At 72.0% G+C, this 21,271-nt stretch carries 14 protein-coding genes and 1 pseudogene; 6 read left to right on the top strand and 9 right to left on the bottom strand.

Annotation, left to right across the window (positions count from 1 at the left end; genetic code table 11):
• The 7 genes and pseudogenes from ABZY13_RS30580 to ABZY13_RS30550 form a co-directional block, all read right to left on the bottom strand.
• Window positions 1–188 (bottom strand): annotated as a pseudogene (locus ABZY13_RS30580) (sugar phosphate isomerase/epimerase); the annotation flags it as partial.
• Between the two features lie 27 nt (window positions 189–215).
• The gene (locus tag ABZY13_RS30575; RefSeq protein WP_356636480.1) at window positions 216–1,445 is read right to left on the bottom strand and encodes a Gfo/Idh/MocA family oxidoreductase; all 1,230 of its coding nucleotides are present in this window, start codon (window positions 1,443–1,445) and stop codon (window positions 216–218) included.
• Window positions 1,446–1,539: 94 nt separating this feature from the next.
• Window positions 1,540–2,601, bottom strand: coding sequence for a substrate-binding domain-containing protein (locus ABZY13_RS30570; protein ID WP_356636478.1), 1,062 nt, complete (start codon window positions 2,599–2,601; stop codon window positions 1,540–1,542).
• 17 nt (window positions 2,602–2,618) lie between these two features.
• Entirely contained in the window at window positions 2,619–3,641 is a 1,023-nt protein-coding gene (locus ABZY13_RS30565) for an ABC transporter permease (protein ID WP_356636476.1), read from the bottom strand.
• Complete coding sequence (locus ABZY13_RS30560; RefSeq protein WP_356636474.1) at window positions 3,638–5,155, bottom strand: sugar ABC transporter ATP-binding protein; 1,518 nt, start codon at window positions 5,153–5,155, stop codon at window positions 3,638–3,640. The genes ABZY13_RS30565 and ABZY13_RS30560 overlap by 4 nt, the downstream gene beginning before the upstream one ends.
• Before the next feature lie 172 nt (window positions 5,156–5,327).
• Entirely contained in the window at window positions 5,328–6,509 is a 1,182-nt protein-coding gene (locus tag ABZY13_RS30555) for an ROK family transcriptional regulator (RefSeq protein ID WP_356636472.1), read from the bottom strand.
• 222 nt (window positions 6,510–6,731) lie between these two features.
• Window positions 6,732–7,679: a beta-ketoacyl-ACP synthase III gene (locus ABZY13_RS30550; protein ID WP_356636470.1), complete on the bottom strand. Its 948-nt coding sequence runs from the start codon at window positions 7,677–7,679 to the stop codon at window positions 6,732–6,734.
• 339 nt (window positions 7,680–8,018) lie between these two features.
• On the opposite strand from ABZY13_RS30550, the gene fdhD reads away from it, so the two are divergent.
• The 5 genes from fdhD (at window position 8,019) to ABZY13_RS30525 (ending at window position 15,145) form a co-directional block, all read left to right on the top strand.
• A complete protein-coding gene (gene fdhD / locus ABZY13_RS30545; protein WP_356636468.1) occupies window positions 8,019–8,867 on the top strand; it encodes a formate dehydrogenase accessory sulfurtransferase FdhD in 849 nt (282 codons plus the stop codon).
• Window positions 8,868–9,200: 333 nt separating this feature from the next.
• Complete coding sequence (locus tag ABZY13_RS30540; RefSeq protein ID WP_356636466.1) at window positions 9,201–11,072, top strand: sialidase family protein; 1,872 nt, start codon at window positions 9,201–9,203, stop codon at window positions 11,070–11,072.
• Window positions 11,073–11,408: 336 nt separating this feature from the next.
• Entirely contained in the window at window positions 11,409–13,235 is a 1,827-nt protein-coding gene (locus tag ABZY13_RS30535) for an AMP-dependent synthetase/ligase (RefSeq protein WP_356636464.1), read from the top strand.
• 96 nt (window positions 13,236–13,331) lie between these two features.
• Window positions 13,332–14,168 carry an aldo/keto reductase gene (locus ABZY13_RS30530; protein WP_356636461.1) on the top strand — a complete coding sequence of 279 codons (837 nt, stop codon included), beginning with the start codon at window positions 13,332–13,334 and terminating at the stop codon, window positions 14,166–14,168.
• Between the two features lie 479 nt (window positions 14,169–14,647).
• Window positions 14,648–15,145, top strand: coding sequence for a hypothetical protein (locus ABZY13_RS30525; protein WP_356636459.1), 498 nt, complete (start codon window positions 14,648–14,650; stop codon window positions 15,143–15,145).
• Here ABZY13_RS30525 and ABZY13_RS30520 read toward each other — a convergent pair.
• On the bottom strand, window positions 15,142–16,077 hold the full coding sequence (locus tag ABZY13_RS30520) for a class I SAM-dependent methyltransferase (RefSeq protein ID WP_356636457.1): 936 nt from the start codon (window positions 16,075–16,077) through the stop codon (window positions 15,142–15,144). The genes ABZY13_RS30525 and ABZY13_RS30520 overlap by 4 nt on opposite strands.
• A 138-nt stretch (window positions 16,078–16,215) precedes the next feature.
• Complete coding sequence (locus tag ABZY13_RS30515) at window positions 16,216–17,967, bottom strand: glycoside hydrolase family 6 protein (RefSeq protein ID WP_356636455.1); 1,752 nt, start codon at window positions 17,965–17,967, stop codon at window positions 16,216–16,218.
• A gap of 358 nt (window positions 17,968–18,325) precedes the next feature.
• Between ABZY13_RS30515 and ABZY13_RS30510 the strand changes: the two genes are divergently transcribed.
• Window positions 18,326–21,241, top strand: coding sequence for a glycoside hydrolase family 48 protein (locus ABZY13_RS30510; RefSeq protein WP_356636453.1), 2,916 nt, complete (start codon window positions 18,326–18,328; stop codon window positions 21,239–21,241).
• Window positions 21,242–21,271 lie beyond the last annotated feature (30 nt).

The raw sequence follows: 21,271 nt of genomic DNA, 5'->3' as shown, positions 1-21,271 counted from the left end.
TACTTCTCCAGCAGCTGGTGGCGGCCCTTGACGTACGAGGGGTCGGCGAGGGCCTTGTCGACCTCGAAGTGATCGCCCCAGCAGGCCAGTTCGAGACCGTCGTAGCCGAAGTCCCGGGCGAGCCGGCAGACCTCCTCCAGGGGAAGGTCCGCCCACTGGCCGGTGAACAGCGTGAAGGTGCGCGGCATGGGAAAGCTCCTCGTCAGGACGGTGGTTCAGACCGCGATCGGCGTGTAGACGGAGTTCTTCTCGGCGCTCTCCTCCACCGCCGCGAGCACCCGCTGCACCTGGAGTCCGTCGGCGAAGGACGGTTCGGGGCGGCTGCCCTCGGCGACGGCGTGCACCAGGTCGCGGGCCTGGTGGACGAAGGTGTGCTCGTAGCCGAGTCCGTGGCCCGGCGGCCACCAGCCCTCCAGGTAGGGGTGGTCGGGCTCGGTGACCTGGATGCGGCGGAAGCCGGCGTGGGCGCCGGGCTCGGTGCCGTCGTGGTACCAGAGCTCGTTGAGGCGCTCCAGGTCGAAGGCGAGCGAGCCGCGTTCCCCGTTGAGCTCGATGCGCAGGGCGTTCTTGCGGCCGGTGGCGTACCGGGTGGCCTCGAAGGAGGCGAGCGCGCCGGACGGGAAGCGGGCGGTGAACAGGGCGGCGTCGTCCACGGTGACCTGCCCGGTGCCGCCGGCCGAGCCCGCCGACAGCCCGCGGGCGGCGCCGTCGGGCAGCGGGCGCTCCCGGACGAACGTCTCGGTGACCGCGGACACCCCGGCGAGCCGCTCCCCGACCAGGTACTGGGCGAGGTCGACGATGTGCGCCCCGAGGTCGCCGAGCGAGCCGGAGCCGGCGAGTTCCCTGCGCAGCCGCCAGGTCAGCGGGGCCTGCGGGTCGACCAGCCAGTCCTGGAGGTACGACACCCTGACGTGCCGCAGGGCGCCGACGCGACCCTCGGCCACCATCCGCCGGGCCAGCGCGGTGGCGGGCAGCCGGCGGTAGTTGAAGCCGACCATCGCCACCTGGCCGCGTGCGTAGGCTTCTTCGGCGGCGGCCGTCATGGTCTCGGCCTCCTCGACGGTGTTCGCCAGCGGCTTCTCGCACAGCACGTGCTTGCCCGCGGCGAGCGCGGCGAGGGCGATCTCGGCGTGGCTGTCGCCGGGGGTGCAGATGTCGACCAGGTCGACGTCGTCCCGTTCGACCAGGGCCCGCCAGTCGGTCTCGGCCGCCGCCCAGCCGTGCCGGTCGGCGGCGGCGCGCACCGCGTCCGCGTCCCGTCCGCAGATCACGGCCAGCACCGGGCTCAGGGGCAGGTCGAAGACGCGGCCCGCGGTGCGCCAGCCCTGGGAGTGGGCGGCGCCCATGAAGGCGTAGCCGACCATGCCGACGCGCAGTGGCGGCCGTTCGGGCGCGCGCGCCGCGTTTTCGCTCTCCGCTTCTGCTGCCTGCTGCGGCTGTCCCATGGGGATGTCCTCCTCGTCGTCGTGGCGCGATGGGGGTGGGGCCCGGCCGGCGGGCCTGTCCGCGCCGCCGTGCCGGGCCGTCGTACGGGACGCCTCACTGGAAGCCGGTGGACATGTACTGGTCGACGTTGGTCTTGTCGACGACGGCCGAGTAGAGGGTGATGGACGCCGGGATCTCGTACTCGGCCATGCCGCCGACGCCCTTGCCCTGGCCGAGGGCGCGGGCGAGGTCGATCGCGGAGGCGGCCATGGTGGGCGGGTACAGGACGGTCGCCTTGAGGACGCCGCTGTCGGCCTTGATGGCCTGGAAGGCGGCGAGCGAGCCCGCCCCGCCGACCATGAGGAAGTCGTCGCGCCCGGCCTGCTCGATGGCGCGCAGGGCGCCGACGCCCTGGTCGTCGTCGTGGTTCCACAGGGCGTCGAACTTCGACTGCGCCTGCAGCAGCTGGGCCATCTTGGCCTGCCCGGACTCGACGGTGAACTCGGCGGCCTGGCGGGCGACCTTCTTGATGTTGGGGTAGTTCTTCAGCGCGTCGTCGAAGCCCTGCGTGCGCTGCTGGGTCAGCTCCAGGTTGTCCAGGCCGGCCAGCTCGATGACCCGGGCGTCGGGCTTGTCCTTGAGCTTCTCGCCGATGTAGTGCCCGGCATTCAGACCCATGCCGTAGTTGTCGCCGCCGATCCAGCAGCGGTACGCCTGCGGGGTGTTGAAGATGCGGTCCAGGTTGACGACCGGGATGCCGGCCCGCATGGCCTTAAGCCCGACCTGGGTGAGGGCCTTGCCGTCGGCGGGCAGGACCACCAGCACGTCGACCTTCTTGTTGATGAGGGTCTCGATCTGGCCGATCTGCTGGGCGGTGTCGTTGGAGCCCTCGGTGATCTCCAGCGTGACGTCCTGGTACTTCTCGGCGCGGCTCTTGGCGTTGTCGTTGATGGCGTTGAGCCAGCCGTGGTCGGCCTGCGGGCCGGCGAAGCCGATGGTGACCGGCTTGCCCGGCTTGTCCTCGGCGGCGGGCTGGTTGTCGGCGGCCTTGTCGCCGTCGCCCGAGTCGGAGGGCTCGTTGCTCGTGCAGCCCGACAGGAGGACGCCGGCCGAGACGGCGGCGGTCCCGAAGAGCATGCCTCTGCGCGAGGTGAGTCGCGTGGGGAGTTGTGTCATGGCGGTGAACCCTTTCCTCAGGTCGTGCTCGCGGTACGGCGCTGGACCAGCACGGCGGCGACGATGATCGCGCCCTTGGCGATCTGCTGGACGTCGCTCTGCAGGTTGTTCAGGGCGAAGATGTTGGTGATCGTGGTGAAGATCAGGACGCCGAGCACGGAGCCGGTGATGGTGCCGCGCCCGCCGCTGAGCAGGGTGCCGCCGATGATCGCGGCGGCGATGGCGTCGAGTTCGTAGAGGTTGCCGTTGGTGTTCTGGCCGGAGCCGGACAGGATGATCAGCAGGAAGGCGGCGATGCCGCAGCACAGGCCGGACAGCAGGTACAGGTAGAGCCGCTGGCGGCGGACGTCGATGCCGGCCAGCCGGGCCGCCTCCGCGTTGCCGCCGACGGCGACCGTGCGGCGTCCGAAGGTCGTGCGGTTGAGCACCAGCCAGCCGATGACGGTGACCACGGCGAAGACCAGGACCAGCGGCGGGACGCCGAGCACGTACGCATCGCGCTCGCCGAGGTCGAGGACGGAGCCGACGGTGACGATCTGCGTCTTGCCGTCGGTGATCTGCAGGGAGAGGCCGCGCGCCGAGGCCAGCATGGCGAGGGTGGCGATGAACGGCACCATCCCGCCGTAGGCGATGAGCAGTCCGTTGACCAGTCCGCACCCGAGGCCGACGACCACGGCGGTGAAGAGGATGCCGCCGAAGCCGTACTCCTGGGTGGCGACGGTGGTGGCCCACACGGAGGCGAGGGCGACGATGGCGCCGACGGACAGGTCGATGCCGCCGGAGGTGATGACGAAGGTCATGCCGACGGTGACCACGCCGATCACCGACGCCTGGGTGAGGACGAGTTGGAGGTTGCGGGTGTCCAGGAACTCGTCCGGCTTGGTGATGCCGCCGATCACGATCAGCGCGGCGAGCACGCCCAGCAGGGACAGGGTGCGCACGTCGGCGCGGAACAACTTCTCACGCCAGGCCGGGGACTGGCCGCCGGCCGGCCGCACCTTGCCGGTGCCGCCCCGCGGCGGGGAGACGGGCTGCGTCATGACGCCGGGCTTCCTTCCATCACAAGGTCGAGTACGCGGTGTTCGTCGAGCTCACGGGCGGGGGCGGTGTGCACGACACGGCCCTCGCGCAGCACCAGCACGCGGTCGGCGAGGCCGAGCACCTCGGGCACCTCGCTGGAGACCAGCAGCACGGCGAGGCCCTCGTCCGCGAGGCGCCGGACGACCGCGTACAGCTCGGCGCGGGCCCCCACGTCGACGCCCCGGGTCGGCTCGTCGAGCAGCAGGACCCGGCAGCCGCGCAGCAGCCAGCGGGCCAGGACCGCCTTCTGCTGATTGCCGCCGGAGAGCGTGCGGACGGGCACGGAGGGGTTGTCGGGCCGCAGGGACAGTTCGCGGGTCGCCTCCCGCGCGGCACGCAGTTCGGCGCCCCCGTCGATCCAGCCGGCCCGGGAGAAGCGGGACAGGGAGGAGACCGAGACGTTGCGGGTGACGGACTCCAGCATCAGCAGCGCCTGCGCCTTGCGCTCTTCGGGGGCGAGCCCGAGGCCGGCGCGCACGGCCGCGCGCACACTGCCGGGCCGCAACGCCTCTCCCGCGACGACGACCTGACCGGCCGTCGGCTTCCTGGCCCCGTAGATGGTCTCCAGGATCTCCGAGCGCCCCGAGCCGACCAGTCCCGCCAGGCCGACGATCTCTCCGGGCCGCACGGTCAGGTCGAACGCCTCGAACTCGCCCTCGCGGGCCAGGCCCCGCACTTCCAGCAGCGGTTCGCCGCGAGCCGGTTCGGCGGGCCGCTCGGGGAAGACGTACTCGACGTTGCGGCCCGTCATCAGCGCCACGACCTCGCGGGTCGGGGTCGACTCGGCGGGCAGCCCGCCCGCCACGGCCCGGCCGTCCTTGAGCACCGTCACCCGGTCGCCGATGCGCCGGATCTCCTCCAGCCGGTGCGAGATGTAGACGACGGCGACGCCGTCCGCGGTCAGGTCGCCGACGATGCGGAAGAGGTTGTCGACCTCGTCCGGGTCGAGCGCGGCGGAGGGCTCGTCCATCACGATCAGCCGCACGTCGTGGGACAGGGCCCGCGCCATGGAGACGATCTGCTGCTGGGCGGCGGAGAGTTCGCCGACCAGCCGGCCGGGGTCGATCTCCGGATGCCCGAGGCGTTCGAGGAGCTGAGCGGTGGACGCCTGAGCCGTCCGCCGCCGTACGACGAAGCCGGCGGCGGTGGGCTCGTGGCCGAGGTGGACGTTCTCGGCCACCGACAGGTGCTCCACCAGGTCGAGTTCCTGGTAGATGGTGGCGATGCCGAGACGCATCGCGGCGATGGGCGAGCGCAGGACGACGGGTTCGCCGCGCCAGCGGATGGTGCCGCCGTCGGGCTGGTGGGCGCCCGCGAGGACCTTGATGAGCGTGGACTTCCCGGCGCCGTTCTGGCCGAGCAGGCAGTGCACTTCACCGGCCTGGACGTCGAGGTCGACGCCGTCCAGGGCGCGGACGCCGGGGAACGACTTGGTGATGCCGGACATGCTGAGCAGGGGTGTGTCTGATGCCATGTGGGTTCCCCTTGGCAGACGTGCGGGGCCGTTTCAGGGCAGGACGGGGCAGCGGGGGGGCGGAGCCCGGGCTGGGTGTGGCTGGTGGGGCGGGTGGGGCTGGGCAGGGCGGAGCTGTGCTGTGCGAGGTGCGGTACCGGAGGGCGAGGCGCGAGGGGTCGCGCTCGTGGGGCTACGCGGGGGAGAACAGGTGGTCGCTGATGAGCCGGGCCGCGCCGATGACACCGGCGGTGGGGCCAAGCTCCCCCAGGACGATGGGCAGGTTGCCCGTCGCCAGCGGCAGGGACTGGCGGTAGACCTGGGTGCGGATCGCGGCGAGCAGGGTGTGGCCGAGGCCGGTCACCCCGCCGCCGATCACCACCAGGCCGGGGTTGAAGAAGCTGACCAGGCCGGCGATGACCTGGCCGGTGCGGTTGCCGCCCTCGCGGATCAGGTCGAGGGCGGTCGGGTCGCCCGCGGCGGCAGCGGCGGCGACGTCGGCCGAGGTGAGCGTGCCGGCCGTGTCCAGCCGGGACGCCAGTTCGACCGAAAGCCCCTGCTGGGCCGCCTCCAGTGCGTCGCGGGCCAGCGCCGCGCCGCTGAAGTGGGCTTCGAGGCAGCCGCGGTTGCCGCAGGCGCACGGGCGCCCGTCGGGCACGGCCTGGATGTGCCCGATGTCGCCCGCCGAGCCGGTCGCGCCGCGGTGGACGCCGCCGCCGACGACGATGCCGCAGCCGATGCCGGTACCGATCTTGACGCAGAGGAAGTCGCCCACGGAGCGTGCGACGCCCGCGTGCATCTCCCCCATCGCCATCAGGTTCACGTCGTTGTCGACCATGACCGGGCAGCCGAGTTCCTGGCTGAGCGCCTCCCGCACGGGGAAGCCGTCCCACCCCGGCATGATCGGCGGCGCCACGGGGACGCCCTCGGGGAAGCGGACCGGCCCCGGGACGCCGATGCCGGCGCCGTCGAAGCCCTCCGCGAGCCCCGAGGCCCGCAGTTTGGCGGCCATGGCCAGGACCTGTTCGAAGACCGCGACCGGGCCCTCGCGCACCTCCATCGGCTGGGTGATGTGCCCCAGGATCTCCAACTCGGCGTTGGTGACCGCGACGTCTATGGAGGTCGCACCGATGTCGACACCGAGGAACCGGAGGTTGGGGGCGAGCCGGATGTTGTGCGACCGGCGTCCGCCGCGCGAGGCGGCGAGTCCGTCGGCCACCACCAGGCCCGTCTCCAGCAGCCGGTCCACCTCGACGGCCAGCTTGGACCGCGAGAGGTCGACCTGATCGCCGAGCTGCGCGCGGGAGTTGGGACCTCCGTCGCGCAGCAGTTTGAGCAGCCTGGCCTGGTGGGCGTTCGCGGGTCGCGCCGTCATGCGTCTCACGATCCCCTCCCCGCCTCGTATCGGCCGTCGCTGTCCGGCTTTCGAGGGGGAAAGTAGCAGCGGCTGCCGGGAGTGGGAAGAAGTCGCGCAGGAATTACCGCCGACTTTTTCCACTGACAGGACAAAGGCCGACGCTTGGCGCCTTTACGAGCGCCGTGCGGGCCCGGCGCCCCGGTCGGCGACGGAGCGGCCCGCGGAGGACGGGGCCGCCCCTCAAGGGCAGCGGACCACCTGCCCCGCATACGACAGATTCCCGCCGAAGCCGAACAGCAGCACCGGATCGCCCGTCGTGATCGCGCCCTGCTCGATCAGCTTGGACAGGGCGAGCGGGATGCTGGCCGCCGAGGTGTTGCCGGAGTCGACCACGTCACGGGCGACGACCGCGTTGACCGCGCCGATCCTCTCCGCGAGGGGTTCGATGATGCGCAGGTTGGCCTGGTGCAGGACCACGGCGGCGAGGTCGGCCGGGGCGAGCCCGGCGCGTTCGCAGGCCTGCCGGGCGAGCGGCGGCAGCCGGGTGGTCGCCCAGCGGTACACGCTCTGCCCCTCCTGCGCGAACCGCGCCGGCTCGCCCTCGATGCGCACGGCGTGCCCCATTTCGGGCACCGACCCCCACAGCACGGGCCCGATGCCGGGCGGGGCCCCCTCGGGACACGCCTCCACGACGACGGCCCCCGCCCCGTCGCCGACCAGCACGCAGGTGGTGCGGTCGGTCCAGTCGGTGACGGCGGACATCTTGTCGGCGCCGACGACGAGGGCGCGGACGGCTCCCCCGGCGCGCACGGTGTGGTCGGCGGTGGCGAGGGCGTGGGTGAAACCGGCGCAGACCACGTTCAGGTCGATGACGGCGGGCGCGGGGACGCCGAGCCGGGCGGCGACGCGGGCGGCCGTGTTCGGGGAGCGGTCGACGGCCGTCGAGGTGGCGACGAGCACCAGGTCGATGTCGGCCGGGGTCAGCCCGGCCGCCGCGAGGGCCTTGGCGGCGGCGTGCGCGGCGAGCTCGTCGACCGGCTCGTCGGCGCCGGCGATGTGCCGGGTCCGGATGCCGACGCGGCTCCTGATCCAGGCGTCGCTGGTGTCGACCAGGCCGGCCAGGTCCTCGTTGGTGAGCACACGGGCGGGCTGGTAGTGGCCCACCGCGGCGATCCGCGAGCCGTTCATCAAGGGTGGTCCCCTCCTTGCGGTGAGTCGTGGGGATCATCAGTCTGAGCAGTGACTCACGGGTACAACGGCAGCCGGGACGACAGGAAACCGGCATCCGCGTTGTCGGCTTCCCGCAGTCGGGGCGCCGGGACCCCCGCGCCGGGCCACCCGGACTCCGGCGGTCGGGGCCCCGGAATCCGGCAGCCGGGCCCCCTGACTCCCATTCGAGGGCCTCGGACCGCACGATGAGCCCTCGGCGACCACGGTCGCGCACCGCACCCCACGGCACCCCGGCCGTGCGGGACAATGAGACCGCGCAGCGGAACCGGCGCCGACCGGAGCGAGGGACGCAGGGACATGGGACGAGTCACGGAACGACGCAAGGTGCTCCGCATCCGGGACGGCGCGGTCACCAGCCGCCCGGACACCCTCGTCGCCGAGGAGCCCCTGGAGATCCGGCTGAACGGCAGGCCCTTGGCGATCACCATGCGCACGCCCGGCGACGACTTCGCGCTGGCCGCCGGTTTCCTCGTCAGCGAGGGCGTCCTCGCCGAGGGCGCCGACCTGCGCTCGGTCGTGTACTGCGCGGGCGCCACGGCGGACGGCTCGAACACGTACAACGTCGTGGACGTGCGCACCGCCCCCGAGGTCGTCGTCCCGGACATCACGCTGGAGCGCAACGTCTACACCACCTCCTCCTGCGGTCTGTGCGGCAAGGCGAGCCTGGACGCGGTGCGCACGACGGCCCGCTGGCCGATCGCCGACACGCCGCCGCTGCGTGTCTCCCCCGAACTGCTCGCGAGCCTGCCCGACCGGCTCAGGTCGGCCCAGCGCGTCTTCGACCGCACCGGCGGACTGCACGCGGCGGCCCTGTTCACGGAGGACGGCGAGCTGCTGGACGTCCGCGAGGACGTCGGCCGGCACAACGCCGTGGACAAGCTGGTGGGCCGTGCCCTGCGCGAGGACGCGCTGCCGTTGTCCCGCACGATTCTGCTGGTGTCGGGGCGTGCGTCGTTCGAGCTGGCGCAGAAGGCCGTGATGGCCGGCGTCCCGGTGCTCGCGGCGGTGTCGGCGCCCTCGTCGCTCGCCGTAGACCTGGCCGTGGAGACGGGGCTGACCCTGGTGGGCTTCCTGCGCGGCGGCTCCATGAACGTCTACGCGGGCGAGGGGCGCATCGCCCTGCGCCCGGCCACCACGCACGGCTGACGGTCGGCGCAGCCCCAGGCGCACCCCCGGGCGCACCTCCGAACGCACGCCCGGGCTCACCCTGGAACGCTCACTCGAACGCGCCCCGGGGGGGCGCACCTCCGAACGCACGCCCCGGGTCACCCGCGGACGCACCGGGGCGCACCCGGGCGCGCCTTCGCCTACTTCCCTATGAGCCGATTTACGCTCTTTCGCTGACGCTTCGTCAGACAGCATCCTGACCCTCCGTCACTCCGCACAGCCGTCCGGGGTGTGTCGTTGCCGCCAACCGCCTTCCGGCGTGCATACGTTGGAAACGGATGTCCATATGTTCTGACAAATGAAGGGTCACTTATGCCGTCCATGCCTCGCGCACGTCTGAGAGCCACCCTCACCGCGGGCGTCGTCATGGCGGCCGCGGCCGCCCTGCCGGGCCCCGCACAGGCCCGGGCCCTCACGGCCGCACCGGCGTTCCAGCAGCAGGTCGTCTTCAAGGCGTCCCAGGACCCGGGATACGCCTGCTTCCGCATCCCGGCGATCGTCCGCACCGTCCAGGGCACCCTGCTGGCCTTCGCCGAGGGCCGCGTCCTCAACTGCGGTGACGCGGCCGACATCGACATCGTCGTCAAGCGCTCCACCGACGGCGGCCGGACCTGGGGCCCCCTCCAGGTCGTCACCCACGGCGACGGCGACACCCACGGCAACCCGGCGCCCCTGGTCGACCGCAGGACCGGGCGGATCCTGCTGGCCGAGACGTACAACACGGGCCGTACGGACAGCGAGAGCTGCGACATCCCCTGCGACCGCAGGCCCCACCTCCAGTACAGCGACGACGACGGCCGCACCTGGTCCGCGCCGCGCGACCTCAGCCCGCAGATCCGGCCCGCGCACTGGAACTCCTGGTACGCCACCGGCCCCGTGCACGGCATCCAGCTCACCCGCGGCGGCCGCGCCGGCCGGCTGGTCTTCGGCGTCAACGCCGAGACGTGGGACGGCGCCCGCGTCACCCGCAACCACGCCGCCCTCGTCGTCAGCGACGACGGCGGCGCCACCTGGCGGATCGGCGCCACCGACACCTGGCCCCTCGCCCACGACGGCAGCTTCCGGCAGAAGCCCTCCGAGGTGACCCTCGCCGAACGCGCCGACGGCGCCATCCTGGTCAGCGGCCGGGAACAGGAGGGCACCGACCTCGGCCACCGCACCCAGACCGTCAGCCGCGACGGCGGCGACAGCTTCGAGGCCCCCTTCAAGGCCCTCCCGGACCTGTACACCCCGCAGGTGCAGGGCGCGCTCCTGCGCCTCGGCGACCGGATGCTGCTGTCCGCGCCGGCCGACCCGGACCGCCGCCGGACCATGATGATCCGCTCCTCCTACGACGGCGGCGGCACCTGGGAGAGCGTGGACCGGGGCGCGGTGGTCACCGAGGACTGGTCGGGCTACTCCGATCTGGTGGACATCGGCGGCGGCACCGTGGGGCTGATGTACGAGGGCGGCACGGCCGACGCCCGCGACGAGATCCGCTTCGCCCGCTTCACCGAGGACTGGCTCGGCCCGCGCCGCGCCGCCGACCCGACCACCGCCGACCACGCCGTGTTCGCCCGTCGTGCCACCGTCCTCGGCGGTCCCGCGCGCATCGACGGGGTCTTCGGCGGCGCGCTCGCCCTCGACGGCGCCGACGACGCCGTACGGCTGCCCTACCGCCCCGAACTCCCGCTCGGGACGAAGGACTTCACCGCGTCCCTGTGGTTCCGGTACACCGCGCGCTCCGGGGAGCAGCCGATGCTGTGGATGGGCGGGGTCGGCACCAGCCAGCCGCAGGTGTGGCTGCGCGGCGAGCCCGGCAGCGGGCGGCTGCGCGGCCGGATCACCACGCGGGAGGGCGCGCGGACGGTGCGTACGGTCGAGGTGGCCACGGCCGGCGCGTACAACGACGGCAAGTGGCACCACGCGGCGCTGCGCCGCGGCGGGGGCCGGCTGACGCTGTTCGTCGACGGCCGGCCGCTGAGCACCCCGGACGTGTCCGGCTCGGTCAGCCGCAACTCGCCGTTCGGCGTGCACATCGGGCAGCGCGTGGACGGCCGGGCCCACTTCGCCGGCGCCCTGGACGAGGTCCGCGTCTGGGACCGGGCGCTGACCGACGCGGAGCTAGCCGCCGTGCGCGAGCGGAACAGCGGCCCGCTCTCCCACACCGTCGCCTGGCTGCCCCTGGACGAGGTGAGGCCCTGACGCCCCGCCGCGGACCGCTCCGACCGGGGGCGGACCGCTCCGGACCGGGGACTGGCCCGACCGGGACCGGACACGGGACACGGACCGACCCGGGACCGGACACGGGACACGGACCGACCCGGGACCGGACACGGACACGGGACCGAGCCGGGACCGGACACGGCGAGGGATCCGACCCCGACCCGGGCTGAAGACCATACGAAGGCGATCGTCCGGACTCGTACAGATTCCGTGGAGATTGCGGAAGCGAAACTTACTCCGTCGTCAGGAACCCGACCCTTGGGGTAGCTTTCACGCCCTGTATTGGCGAGTGTCGCAGGGAGAGGGGAGCCGGGTTTGCGCGAGTTCACCACCCCTCCGTCGGCGTCGGCGCCCCGGGCGGGCGGTCTGGCCGACGCCGTCTTCCAGTACGCCGAGGAGGACCCGGACCGCGTCGCCCTGGGCCGCAAGGACGCGGCCGGGCTGTGGCGGGACGTGACGTCCGCCGGGTTCCGCGACGAGGTGCTGGCCCTGGCCAAGGGGCTGCTCGCGGAGGGCGTCCGCTTCGGCGACCGGGTCGGGATCATGTCCCGCACCCGCTACGAGTGGACCCTGTTCGACTTCGCCCTGTGGACGATCGGCGCGCAGGTCGTGCCGCTGTACCCGACGTCCTCGGCGGAGCAGTGCTTCTGGATGCTCTACGACGCCGAGGTGACGGCCGCGGTCGTCGAGCACGAGGACCACGCGATGACGATCGCCACCGTCATCGACCGGCTGCCGCGCCTGAAGCGGCTGTGGCAGCTCGACGCGGGCGCGGTGCGCGAGCTGTACGACGCCGGCGCCCATCTGGGCGACGAGGTGGTCCACCGGCACCGCGGTGCCGTCACGCCGGACTCCGTGGCGACCGTCGTCTACACCTCGGGCACGACCGGCCGGCCCAAGGGCTGTGTGCTCTCGCACGGCAACTTCATGGCCGAGGCGGACAACGTCGTCGCCCGCTGGGAGCCGGTGTTCCACTCGAAGAAGGGCGACGAGGCGGCGACCCTGCTGTTCCTTCCGCTCGCTCATGTATTCGGCCGGATGGTGGAGGTCGCGGCGATCCGCGGGCGGGTGCGCCTCGGCCACCAGCCGCGGCTCGACGCCGCCGCACTCCTGCCCGACCTGGCCGCCTTCCGGCCGACGTTCGTCCTGGCCGTGCCGTACGTCTTCGAGAAGGTGTTCCACGCGGCCCGCCGCAAGGCGGAGCGGGAGCGCAGGGCGGGGCCGTTCGAGAAGGCGGTCGAGGTGGCGGTGCGCTACGCCGAGGCGGTGGAGGCGAAGGAGTGGGGCCTCGGGCCCGGTCCTTCGGCGGGGCTGCGGATGCAGCACCAGTTCTTCGACAAGCTCGTCTACGCCAAGGTGCGCCAGGCGCTCGGCGGGCGGGTGCGCAACGCCATGTCGGGCGGCTCGGGGATGGACCGGCGGCTCGGGCTGTTCTTCGCGGGCGCGGGCGTGCCGATCTACGAGGGGTACGGGCTGACCGAGTCCACGGCGGCGGCGACCGCAAACCCGCCCGGCCGCACCCGGTACGGCACGGTGGGGCAGCCCGTGCCCGGGGTGAGCGTGCACATCGCGGACGACGGCGAGGTCTGGCTGCGCGGCCCCACCGTCTTCCAGGGCTACCTCAACAACCCCAAGGCCACCGACGAGGCCCTCCGGGACGGCTGGCTGGCCACCGGCGACCTCGGTGCGCTGGACGAGGACGGCTTCCTGACCATCACCGGCCGCAAGAAGGAGATCCTCGTCACGTCGAGCGGCAAGACGGTGGCGCCGGGCGTGCTGGAGGAGCGCGTCCGGGACCATCCGCTGATCGCCCAGTGCGTCGTCGTGGGCAACGACCGCCCGTACATCGCCGCCCTGGTCACCCTCGACCAGGAGGCCGTCGACCACTGGCTGCAGATGCGCGGCGCGTCCCGGCCCTCCCCCGCCGACCTGGTGCGCGACCCGGACCTGGAGAACGAGGTGCGGCGCGCGGTGGTCGCCGCGAACACGCTGGTCTCCCAGGCGGAGTCGATCCGCACCTTCCGCATCCTCGCCCAGCCGTTCACCGAGGAGCACGGGCTGCTGACGCCGTCGCTGAAGCTGAAGCGCCGGGCGATCGAGCGGGCGTACGCGAAGGAAGTGGACGCCCTGTACGCGACGTGACCTGATTTTCCCGGTCAGGAATGCGCGGAGCCCCGTGATCGTTGACGATGGGAGTACCCGAGTACCATCTGACGACAACCGAAGGATCAAGAGCTCGTGAGCAGCAAGGTCCCCCCGATCATCCTCAACAACGGCGTCGAGATGCCCCAGCTGGGTTACGGCGTCTGGCAGGTGCCGGACGACGAGGCCGAGAGCGCGGTCGGCGTGGCGCTGGAGGCCGGGTACCGCAGCATCGACACAGCGGCGATCTACGGCAACGAAGAGGGCACCGGCAAGGCGATCGCGGCCTCCGGCATCCCCCGCGAGGAGCTTTTCGTCACCACCAAGCTGTGGAACAGCGAGCAGGGCTACGACTCCACCCTGCGCGCCTTCGACGAGTCCCTCGCCAAGCTCGGCCTGGAGTACGTCGACCTGTACCTGATCCACTGGCCGCTGCCGTCGAAGGGCCTGTACGTCGACACGTACAAGGCGTTCGAGAAGCTGCACGCCGACGGCCGGATCAAGGCCATCGGCGTCTCCAACTTCCTGCCCGAGCACCTGGAGCGGCTGATCGGCGAGACGTCGGTCGTGCCGGCGGTCAACCAGATCGAGCTGCACCCGCACCTCCAGCAGCAGGCCTCCCGCGACTACCACGCCCAGCACGGCATCGCCACCGAGGCCTGGTCGCCGCTCGGCCAGGGCAAGGGCCTGCTGGAGGTCCCGGCGATCGTGGCCATCGCCCGCAAGCACGACCGCACCCCGGCCCAGATCGTCCTGCGCTGGCACCTGCAGCTGGGCAACGTCGTGATCCCGAAGTCCGTGACGCCGTCGCGGATCAAGGAGAACATCGACGTGTTCGACTTCAGCCTCGACGACGAGGACCTGGCGGCGATCAGCGCCCTGAACGAGGACCGGCGCATCGGCCCGGACCCGGCCGTGTTCAGCATGGCCTGAGCCGGCGCACGACACCCCTCCCCGCGCGTGCCCCGGAACCCCACACGGGTTCCGGGGCACGCGCGTGCCGCGTACGCGCCGTCAGGAGCGGCAGACGTCCCGGTGGGGCACGGACGGCAGATACCGGCGCCACTCGGCCGGGCCCGGTCCGCCGCCCGCACACGCGCACCTACTCGAAGGCCGCGGCGGGCGACTTCGAGGCCGGCCGGGGACGCACCCGGCAGCCGACGCCGACCGGCGCGCACCAGGTGGAGTTCTCCGGCCCTCCCCGCCCGGATGCCGGCGGCGCGCCGCATCCTCGTGCTCGGCGCCCCGGAGGGTCGGCCCCCGGAGCGCACGGCCGGGGAGCGGGCCAAACGCCGGCTGCTCGCCGCGTACTTCGCACCGTGCCGGACCTGGCACGTCGGGGGCGCCCGCCTCACGCTCCACGCCCGTCCCGGGCACTGCCCCCGACGTCCCCTCCGGTACAGTCCGCGATCATGCGGCGCACCTTTCTCGCGCTGGTCACGGCCGGGGCCCTGACCGGCTGCTCGTTCCTCGCCGAGGACCGTCCCTGCACCCTGATGGACGTGGACTCCCAGGTGTCCGCGGTGTGGCGGCCCGGCGACTTCGGCGGGCGGGACGCCGTGACGGTGCGGCTGTGCGTCGAGGACGCCTGTGAGGAGCGGGTGTCGGGCGGCCCGGACGAGCACCTGGCGGGGGTGTCGGTGCGGCTGCCGGACGGCGCCGGTCCGGGCACGGTGCCGGTGGAGCTGACCGTGACGTCCGGGAAGGACGGCGAGGTCGTCGTCGCCGACCGTACGCGGGCGCGGCTGCGGGAGGAGCACCCGAACGGCAGCTCGTGCCCGCCCACCGTCTGGACGGCGGCGTTCCGCGCCCACCCGGTCGACGGGCTCACCTCGACGAAGGGCCTGGCGGTGCGGCCGGCCGCGGAGCGCCGGGCGACGGGTGAGGCGGCGGGCTCGGCGGAGCACTAGGGGAGGCGTGCCGCCGTGTGGACCGTCTTCGCCGTCAGATAGAAGACGTCCCTGCGGTGGTGCAGGCTCGCCTTGTCGTCGGGGTCGAGCAGGCGGTCGAGGGTGGCGAGGTCGGTGGCGTCGAGGCGGTCGGCACAGGCCTCGCGGGTGCGGGTGAGGGTCGCCACCAGGGTGGCGCGGGCGCGGTCGGTGGTCGGGGCGGGCAGGTCGAGCAGGAAGCTGCGGGTGCCGGTGGGGCGCAGGCCGGCCGCGGCCAGGAGGGCCTGCCAGTCCTCGGGCTCGTCGACGCTGCCGGGCAGGGACGCGCGCATCTCGGCGAACCAGTCGGCCGTCACCGCGTCGATGCGGGCCTGGAGGCCGGGGCGGCCGATGCCGATGTCCCGGGGCAGGAACCGTACCGGCAGTCCGCCCTCCACCAGCGCCAGGGTGCCGCCGGGGGCGAGGCGCTCGGCGAACGCGGTCAGGGCGGCGCGCTGGTCGCCGAGGTGGTGGAGGCTGTTGGCGGCCCAGATCAGGTCGGCCGGGTAGTCCAGGTCGTCCAGGACGGCCGGGAGTTCGCCGGACAGGGTGGTGAAGCGGTCGTCCACACCGAGGCGGCGGGCGCGGTCGCGGGCCCGTTCCAGCAGGGGCTCGGCGGAGTCGGCCGCGACGACCCGGGCGCCGGGGAATGCCTCGGCCAGCAGGCAGGAGATGACTCCGGGGCCGCTGCCCGCGTCGACGATCAGGCCCGGCTCGGTCTGCTTCTTGCCCAGCCAGGCCAGCGCCCGCTCGTACAGGGGGGTGTACAGCTCCGCCTCCTGCTCCAGCCACGGGGCCATCTCGACCCAGTCGAGGTGGGAGTGGTCGTGGTGGTGCCGGTGCCCGGGGGCATGGTCGTGGTCCTGTGCGTGCCGCTGGTCGTGTTCCTGCTGGTGGATGTGGTCGTGCGCCATGGGGTCAGCCTCTCCTGCGGTGTGCCGCCAGCGTGCGACGGCACACCGCGGGAGAGCAAGCTGCCTTGCCGTTACGGCAAACCCGCCGGGATCCGGGCCGCGCGGCCGGACCCCGGCGGTGCCGCTCAGTTCACCGGGTCAGGACAGGGGCGGGTACGCGTTGCGCACCAGTTCCTGGAACTGGGCCGAGAACCACTGACCGGCGATCGGCGCGTTCGCCAGCGCACCGGTCGGGTTGTTGCCGTTGCGGGCGTTGCCGCCGTACGTCGGGTCGCACATGCGGTCGAAGCGCTTGCCCTCGTTGTTCGGGATCTCCTCGCTCGCACCGTCGGACTCCCCCGGCGGCTTGACCCAGACGTAGGCGTCGATCCCGGCGGCGGGAGCGGCCTTGGGACGTTCACCGATGCCGGCACCGCTCTGGTTGCACCAGTTGCCGGCGTGGATGCGCCGGTCGATGCGGCTGCCGTTGACGTAGGCGTCGACGGAGGTCATCGGACCCGGGCCGGCGGGCCGGGCCGTGCCGCCCCAGCCGTTGCGGGAGGTGTCGATCATCATGCCGAGGCCGGACGGGAAGCCGGCCGCGACGAGCTTGTTGCGCAGCGCCTGCGCGAAGGTCTGCTCGTCCGTGTAGTTGTTCCAGTCGAGCCACTTGGACTGACGCACCGTCTGGCCGTTGACCGAGTCGGTGATCTTGAAGTAGGGCTCCACCGTGGCGCTGTAGTTGGCCGTGTTGGTGACGAAGCCGTGGACGTCGCTCAGGCTGGCGCCGTTGGTGGTGGCCACCTTCTTGAACAGCTGGACGGACGGGTCCAGGTTGGTGTCCCAGCCGAGCCAGCCGTGGTGCGCGGCGTCGATGTAGTTGTAGACGTTCGGGATGGCCCCGAGCTTGTCCAGGGCGTAGCTGACGCCCTTCTCGTAGTTGCCGTTGTTCTTCATGGTCACGCAGGCGTCGGTGGTGGTGTTGGTGCCGCCGGCGTTGGTGACCAGGTTGGGCAGCGAGTCGGGCTCGATGACGGTGGCGATGCGCAGACCCGCGTACTTCGGGTCGGACAGGATCGCCGCGATCGGGTCGATGTACTGCGTCTTGTACTTGTCGATCTCCGTCGGGCCCAGCTCGCCGTTGGAGGCGAGCGCGGCGCAGTCGCGGCCGGGCAGGTCGTAGATGACGACCTGGAAGACCAGTTCGCCGCTGCCCTTCTGCTTCAGCGCCTCGTCGAGGTGCGCGCGCAGGCCCATGGACTCGCTGGAACCCGCGATGGCGGCGATGCGGTCCATCCACACGTAGGTGGGCTGGTTCGCCACGCGGCTGCCGCCCGGCTCGGCCGCGGCCTTCGCCGACCAGTTCGGGTTGACGTACACCTTGGCGCCGGCGTACGGGTTGTCGACCTTGGTGCCGGGGTTCGGCGGCGGGTCGGTGGGGCCGGGCGTGGTCGGGTCGGGGTCGGGCGTGCCGGTGCCGCCGCCGTCGTCGACGTTGCAGGTCACCCCGTCCAGGGTGAAGGTCGCCGGGACGGCGTTGGTGCCGCTGAACGTGCCCTGGAAGCCGAAGCTGGTCGAACCGCCGGTGGCGAGCGCGCCGTTGTAGCTCTCGTTGGTGGCGGTGACGGCGCTGCCGCTCTGGGACACCTTCGCGTTCCACGCGCTGGTGACCTTCTCGCTGCCGGCGTACGACCACTTCAGCGACCAACCGGTCTTGGCGGCGCCGTTGTTGGTCAGCGTCACCTGTGCGGTGAAGCCGGTGTTCCACTGGTTCTGGATCTTGTAGTCCACGGTGCAGGGCACGGCGGCGGCGCCGACGTCACCCGGCGCCGCGGCGATCGCGGTGCCGGTGCCGGCGGCCATGAGTGCCAGGGCGGCGAGCAGCGCCGTCCTCGTGCGGGTGGGGCTCATGAGTGTGGGGTCCTCTTCTCGCTCCGGAAGCGGTCGGTCCGTCCGCTGCGACCGGTGCGAGGAAGGGAGTCCCCGGGTGCCTTGGTGCTGAACACGGGGGTGTCGCATGAGCGACTCCTCGCAGACCGGACGTGCCGTGACGGACGCGTCGACTGATGGAACCGCTCCCACTGGTGAAGCGAAGGTAGCGCCAAGTTCCTGTGAAGGACAGGGAGTTGCTTGACTTTTTCAAATCGATCCCCGTCGAATCTTTTCGACTCTTCAAGCGTCTTGACCCCCCACACCCCGATCCGCACTATGGGAGCGCTCCCACTGGTCAAGCCTTGACATCTCCCCGAGCCGCAAGGAGGGAGCAGCGATGCCCCCCAGAACCAGACGCCGCAGCGCGCGGCGGTTATGGACCGCCGTCGTGGCGGCATTCGCGGTGCCGTTGTCCATGCTCGCCGCGAACCCCTCGCCGGCGCATGCCGCCGCCGTCGCGTGCAGCGTCGACTACAAAGCCAATGACTGGGGTTCCGGCTTCACCGCCGACCTGACGATCACCAACCGCGGTACGGACGTCATCGACGGCTGGACGCTGACCTACTCGTACTCGGGCAACCAGCGCCTGAGCAACGGCTGGAACGGCAGCTGGTCCCAGTCCGGTTCGGCGATCACCGTGAAGAACGCCTCGTACAACGGCCGGATCGCCGCCGGCGCGGCCGTGACGACCGGTGCGCAGTTCAGCTACAGCGGGACGAACACCGCGCCGACCACCTTCTCGATCAACGGCACCCCCTGCCGGGGCGCCCACCAGCCGCCCATCGCGGTGCTGACCAGCCCCGCGCCGGGCGCCGTCTACACCCAGGGCGACGCGGTCCCGCTCGCGGCGACCGCCGCGGCGGCCGACAGCGCGACCGTCACCAAGGTCGAGTTCTACGACGACACGACCCTGCTCGGCACCGACACCACCTCGCCCTACACGTTCTCCGCCTCTGGCTTGACCGTGGGCAGTCATTCCCTGGTGGCCAAGGCGTACGACAGCCTCGGCGCGTCGGCGTCGTCGGCCCCGGTCGGCATCACGGTCGCGTCGGGCCCGTCCGTGGTCGCGACTCCGGCCCAACTGCCCATCCGGCAGGGCGAATCGGGCACGTACGAGGTCAAGCTGTCCACGCAGCCGTCCTCGAACGTCACCGTCACCACCACCCGCACCGGCGGCAACACCGGCCTGTCCGTCACCGGCGGCGCCTCGCTCACCTTCACGCCGCAGAACTGGAACACGGCGCAGAAGGTGACGATCACCGCCGACTCCTCCGGCAGCGGCGCGGCGACCTTCGAGTCGACCGCGACGGGACACGCCAAGGCGACGGTCACCGCCACGCAGATCGCCGGGGCGAAGGAGTACGACGCCCGCTTCCTGGAGCTGTACGGGAAGATCACCAACCCGGCGAACGGCTACTTCTCCCCGGAGGGCATCCCGTACCACTCGGTCGAGACGCTGCTCGTGGAGGCGCCCGACCACGGTCACGAGACGACCTCCGAGGCGTACAGCTACCTGCTGTGGCTCCAGGCCACCTACGGCCGGATCACCGGTGACTGGACGAAGTTCAACAACGCGTGGGAGATCATGGAGAAGTACATGATCCCGACGCACGCCGACCAGTCGACCAACTCGTTCTACAACGCGTCCAAGCCGGCCACCTACGCGCCGGAGTACGACACGCCCAACCAGTACCCGTCGAAGCTCGACACCGGCGTCTCGGTCGGCCCCGACCCGATCGCGGCCGAGCTGAAGAGCGCGTACGGCACGGACGACGTCTACGGCATGCACTGGCTGCAGGACGTGGACAACGTCTACGGCTTCGGCAACTCGCCCGGCAAGTGCGAGGCGGGCCCGACGGACACCGGTCCCTCGTACATCAACACCTTCCAGCGCGGTCCGCAGGAGTCGGTGTTCGAGACGGTGCCGCAGCCCACCTGCGACGCCTTCAAGTACGGCGGCAAGAACGGGTTCCTGGACCTGTTCACCGGCGACGCGTCCTACGCCAAGCAGTGGAAGTTCACCAACGCCCCCGACGCCGACGCACGCGCCGTGCAGGCCGCGTACTGGGCGGACAAGTGGGCCAAGGAGCAGGGCAAGGGCTCCGAGGTCGCCGGAACGGTCGCCAAGGCGGCCAAGATGGGCGACTACCTGCGCTACGCGATGTTCGACAAGTACTTCAAGAAGATCGGCAACTGCGTGGGTCCGGCCGCCTGCCCGGCGGGCACCGGCAAGGACTCCTCGCACTACCTGCTCTCCTGGTACTACGCCTGGGGCGGCGCGACCGACAGCTCGGCCGGCTGGGCCTGGCGCATCGGCTCCAGCCACGCCCACGGCGGCTACCAGAACCCGCTGGCGGCCTACGCGCTCGCCAACTACGCCCCGCTGAAGCCGAAGTCGCCGACCGGCGCGGCCGACTGGGCGAAGTCGTACGACCGTCAGCTGGAGTTCTACCGCTGGCTGCAGTCGTCCGAGGGCGCGATCGCGGGCGGCGCGACCAACAGCTGGGCGGGCCGCTACGCGACCCCGCCGGCCGGGACGTCGACGTTCTACGGCATGTACTACGACGAGAAGCCCGTGTACCACGACCCGCCGTCCAACCAGTGGTTCGGCTTCCAGGCGTGGTCCATGGAGCGCGTCGCCGAGGTGTACCAGCAGACCGGCAACGCGCTGGCCAAGTCGGTCCTCGACAAGTGGGTCGACTGGGCGCTGAAGCACACCACCGTCAACCCCGACGGCTCCTTCCGGATCCCGTCGACCCTGCGGTGGTCGGGCCAGCCGGACACCTGGAACGCCGCGAGCCCGGGCGCCAACAACAACCTGCACGTCACCGTCGTCGACTACACCAACGACGTCGGCGTGGCCGCCGCGTACGCCAAGACCCTGACGTACTACGCGGACCGCTCCGGCGACACGGAGGCGGCCAGCACCGCGAAGGCGCTGCTGGACGGCATGTGGGAGCACAACCAGGACGCGCTCGGCATCGCCGTCCCGGAGACCCGCGCCGACTACAACCGCTTCGACGACCCGGTCTACGTCCCCAGCGGCTGGACCGGCACCATGCCGAACGGCGACACGATCAACAACTCCTCGACCTTCCTGTCCATCCGGTCGTTCTACAAGAACGACCCGTCCTGGTCGAAGATCGAGAGCTACCTGGCGGGCGGCGCCGCGCCCACCTTCACGTACCACCGGTTCTGGGCCCAGGCGGACATAGCCACCGCCCTGGGTTCCTACGCGGAGCTCCTCGAATAAGTCCCCGCTGAAAGCTCCGCGTCGGGCGCC

It is taken from the genome of Streptomyces sp. NPDC006610 (assembly GCF_040611575.1).
In the GTDB taxonomy this organism is placed as follows: Bacteria; Actinomycetota; Actinomycetes; order Streptomycetales; family Streptomycetaceae; genus Streptomyces.
Note: the sequence above shows the minus strand (reverse complement) of the source record. Positions and strands in the feature narration are given on the sequence as shown.

Excerpts from the sequence above, each read along its gene's own strand:
- ABZY13_RS30575 (WP_356636480.1), bottom strand. The coding sequence starts at position 1,445 with ATGGGACAGCCGCAGCAGGCAGCAGAAGCGGAGAGCGAAAACGCGGCG.
- ABZY13_RS30570 (WP_356636478.1), bottom strand. The coding sequence starts at position 2,601 with ATGACACAACTCCCCACGCGACTCACCTCGCGCAGAGGCATGCTCTTC.
- ABZY13_RS30565 (WP_356636476.1), bottom strand. The coding sequence starts at position 3,641 with ATGACGCAGCCCGTCTCCCCGCCGCGGGGCGGCACCGGCAAGGTGCGG.
- ABZY13_RS30560 (WP_356636474.1), bottom strand. The coding sequence starts at position 5,155 with ATGGCATCAGACACACCCCTGCTCAGCATGTCCGGCATCACCAAGTCG.
- ABZY13_RS30555 (WP_356636472.1), bottom strand. The coding sequence starts at position 6,509 with ATGACGGCGCGACCCGCGAACGCCCACCAGGCCAGGCTGCTCAAACTG.
- ABZY13_RS30550 (WP_356636470.1), bottom strand. The coding sequence starts at position 7,679 with ATGAACGGCTCGCGGATCGCCGCGGTGGGCCACTACCAGCCCGCCCGT.
- fdhD (WP_356636468.1), top strand. The coding sequence starts at position 8,019 with ATGGGACGAGTCACGGAACGACGCAAGGTGCTCCGCATCCGGGACGGC.
- ABZY13_RS30540 (WP_356636466.1), top strand. The coding sequence starts at position 9,201 with ATGCCGTCCATGCCTCGCGCACGTCTGAGAGCCACCCTCACCGCGGGC.
- ABZY13_RS30525 (WP_356636459.1), top strand. The coding sequence starts at position 14,648 with ATGCGGCGCACCTTTCTCGCGCTGGTCACGGCCGGGGCCCTGACCGGC.
- ABZY13_RS30520 (WP_356636457.1), bottom strand. The coding sequence starts at position 16,077 with ATGGCGCACGACCACATCCACCAGCAGGAACACGACCAGCGGCACGCA.
- ABZY13_RS30515 (WP_356636455.1), bottom strand. The coding sequence starts at position 17,967 with ATGAGCCCCACCCGCACGAGGACGGCGCTGCTCGCCGCCCTGGCACTC.
- ABZY13_RS30510 (WP_356636453.1), top strand. The coding sequence starts at position 18,326 with ATGCCCCCCAGAACCAGACGCCGCAGCGCGCGGCGGTTATGGACCGCC.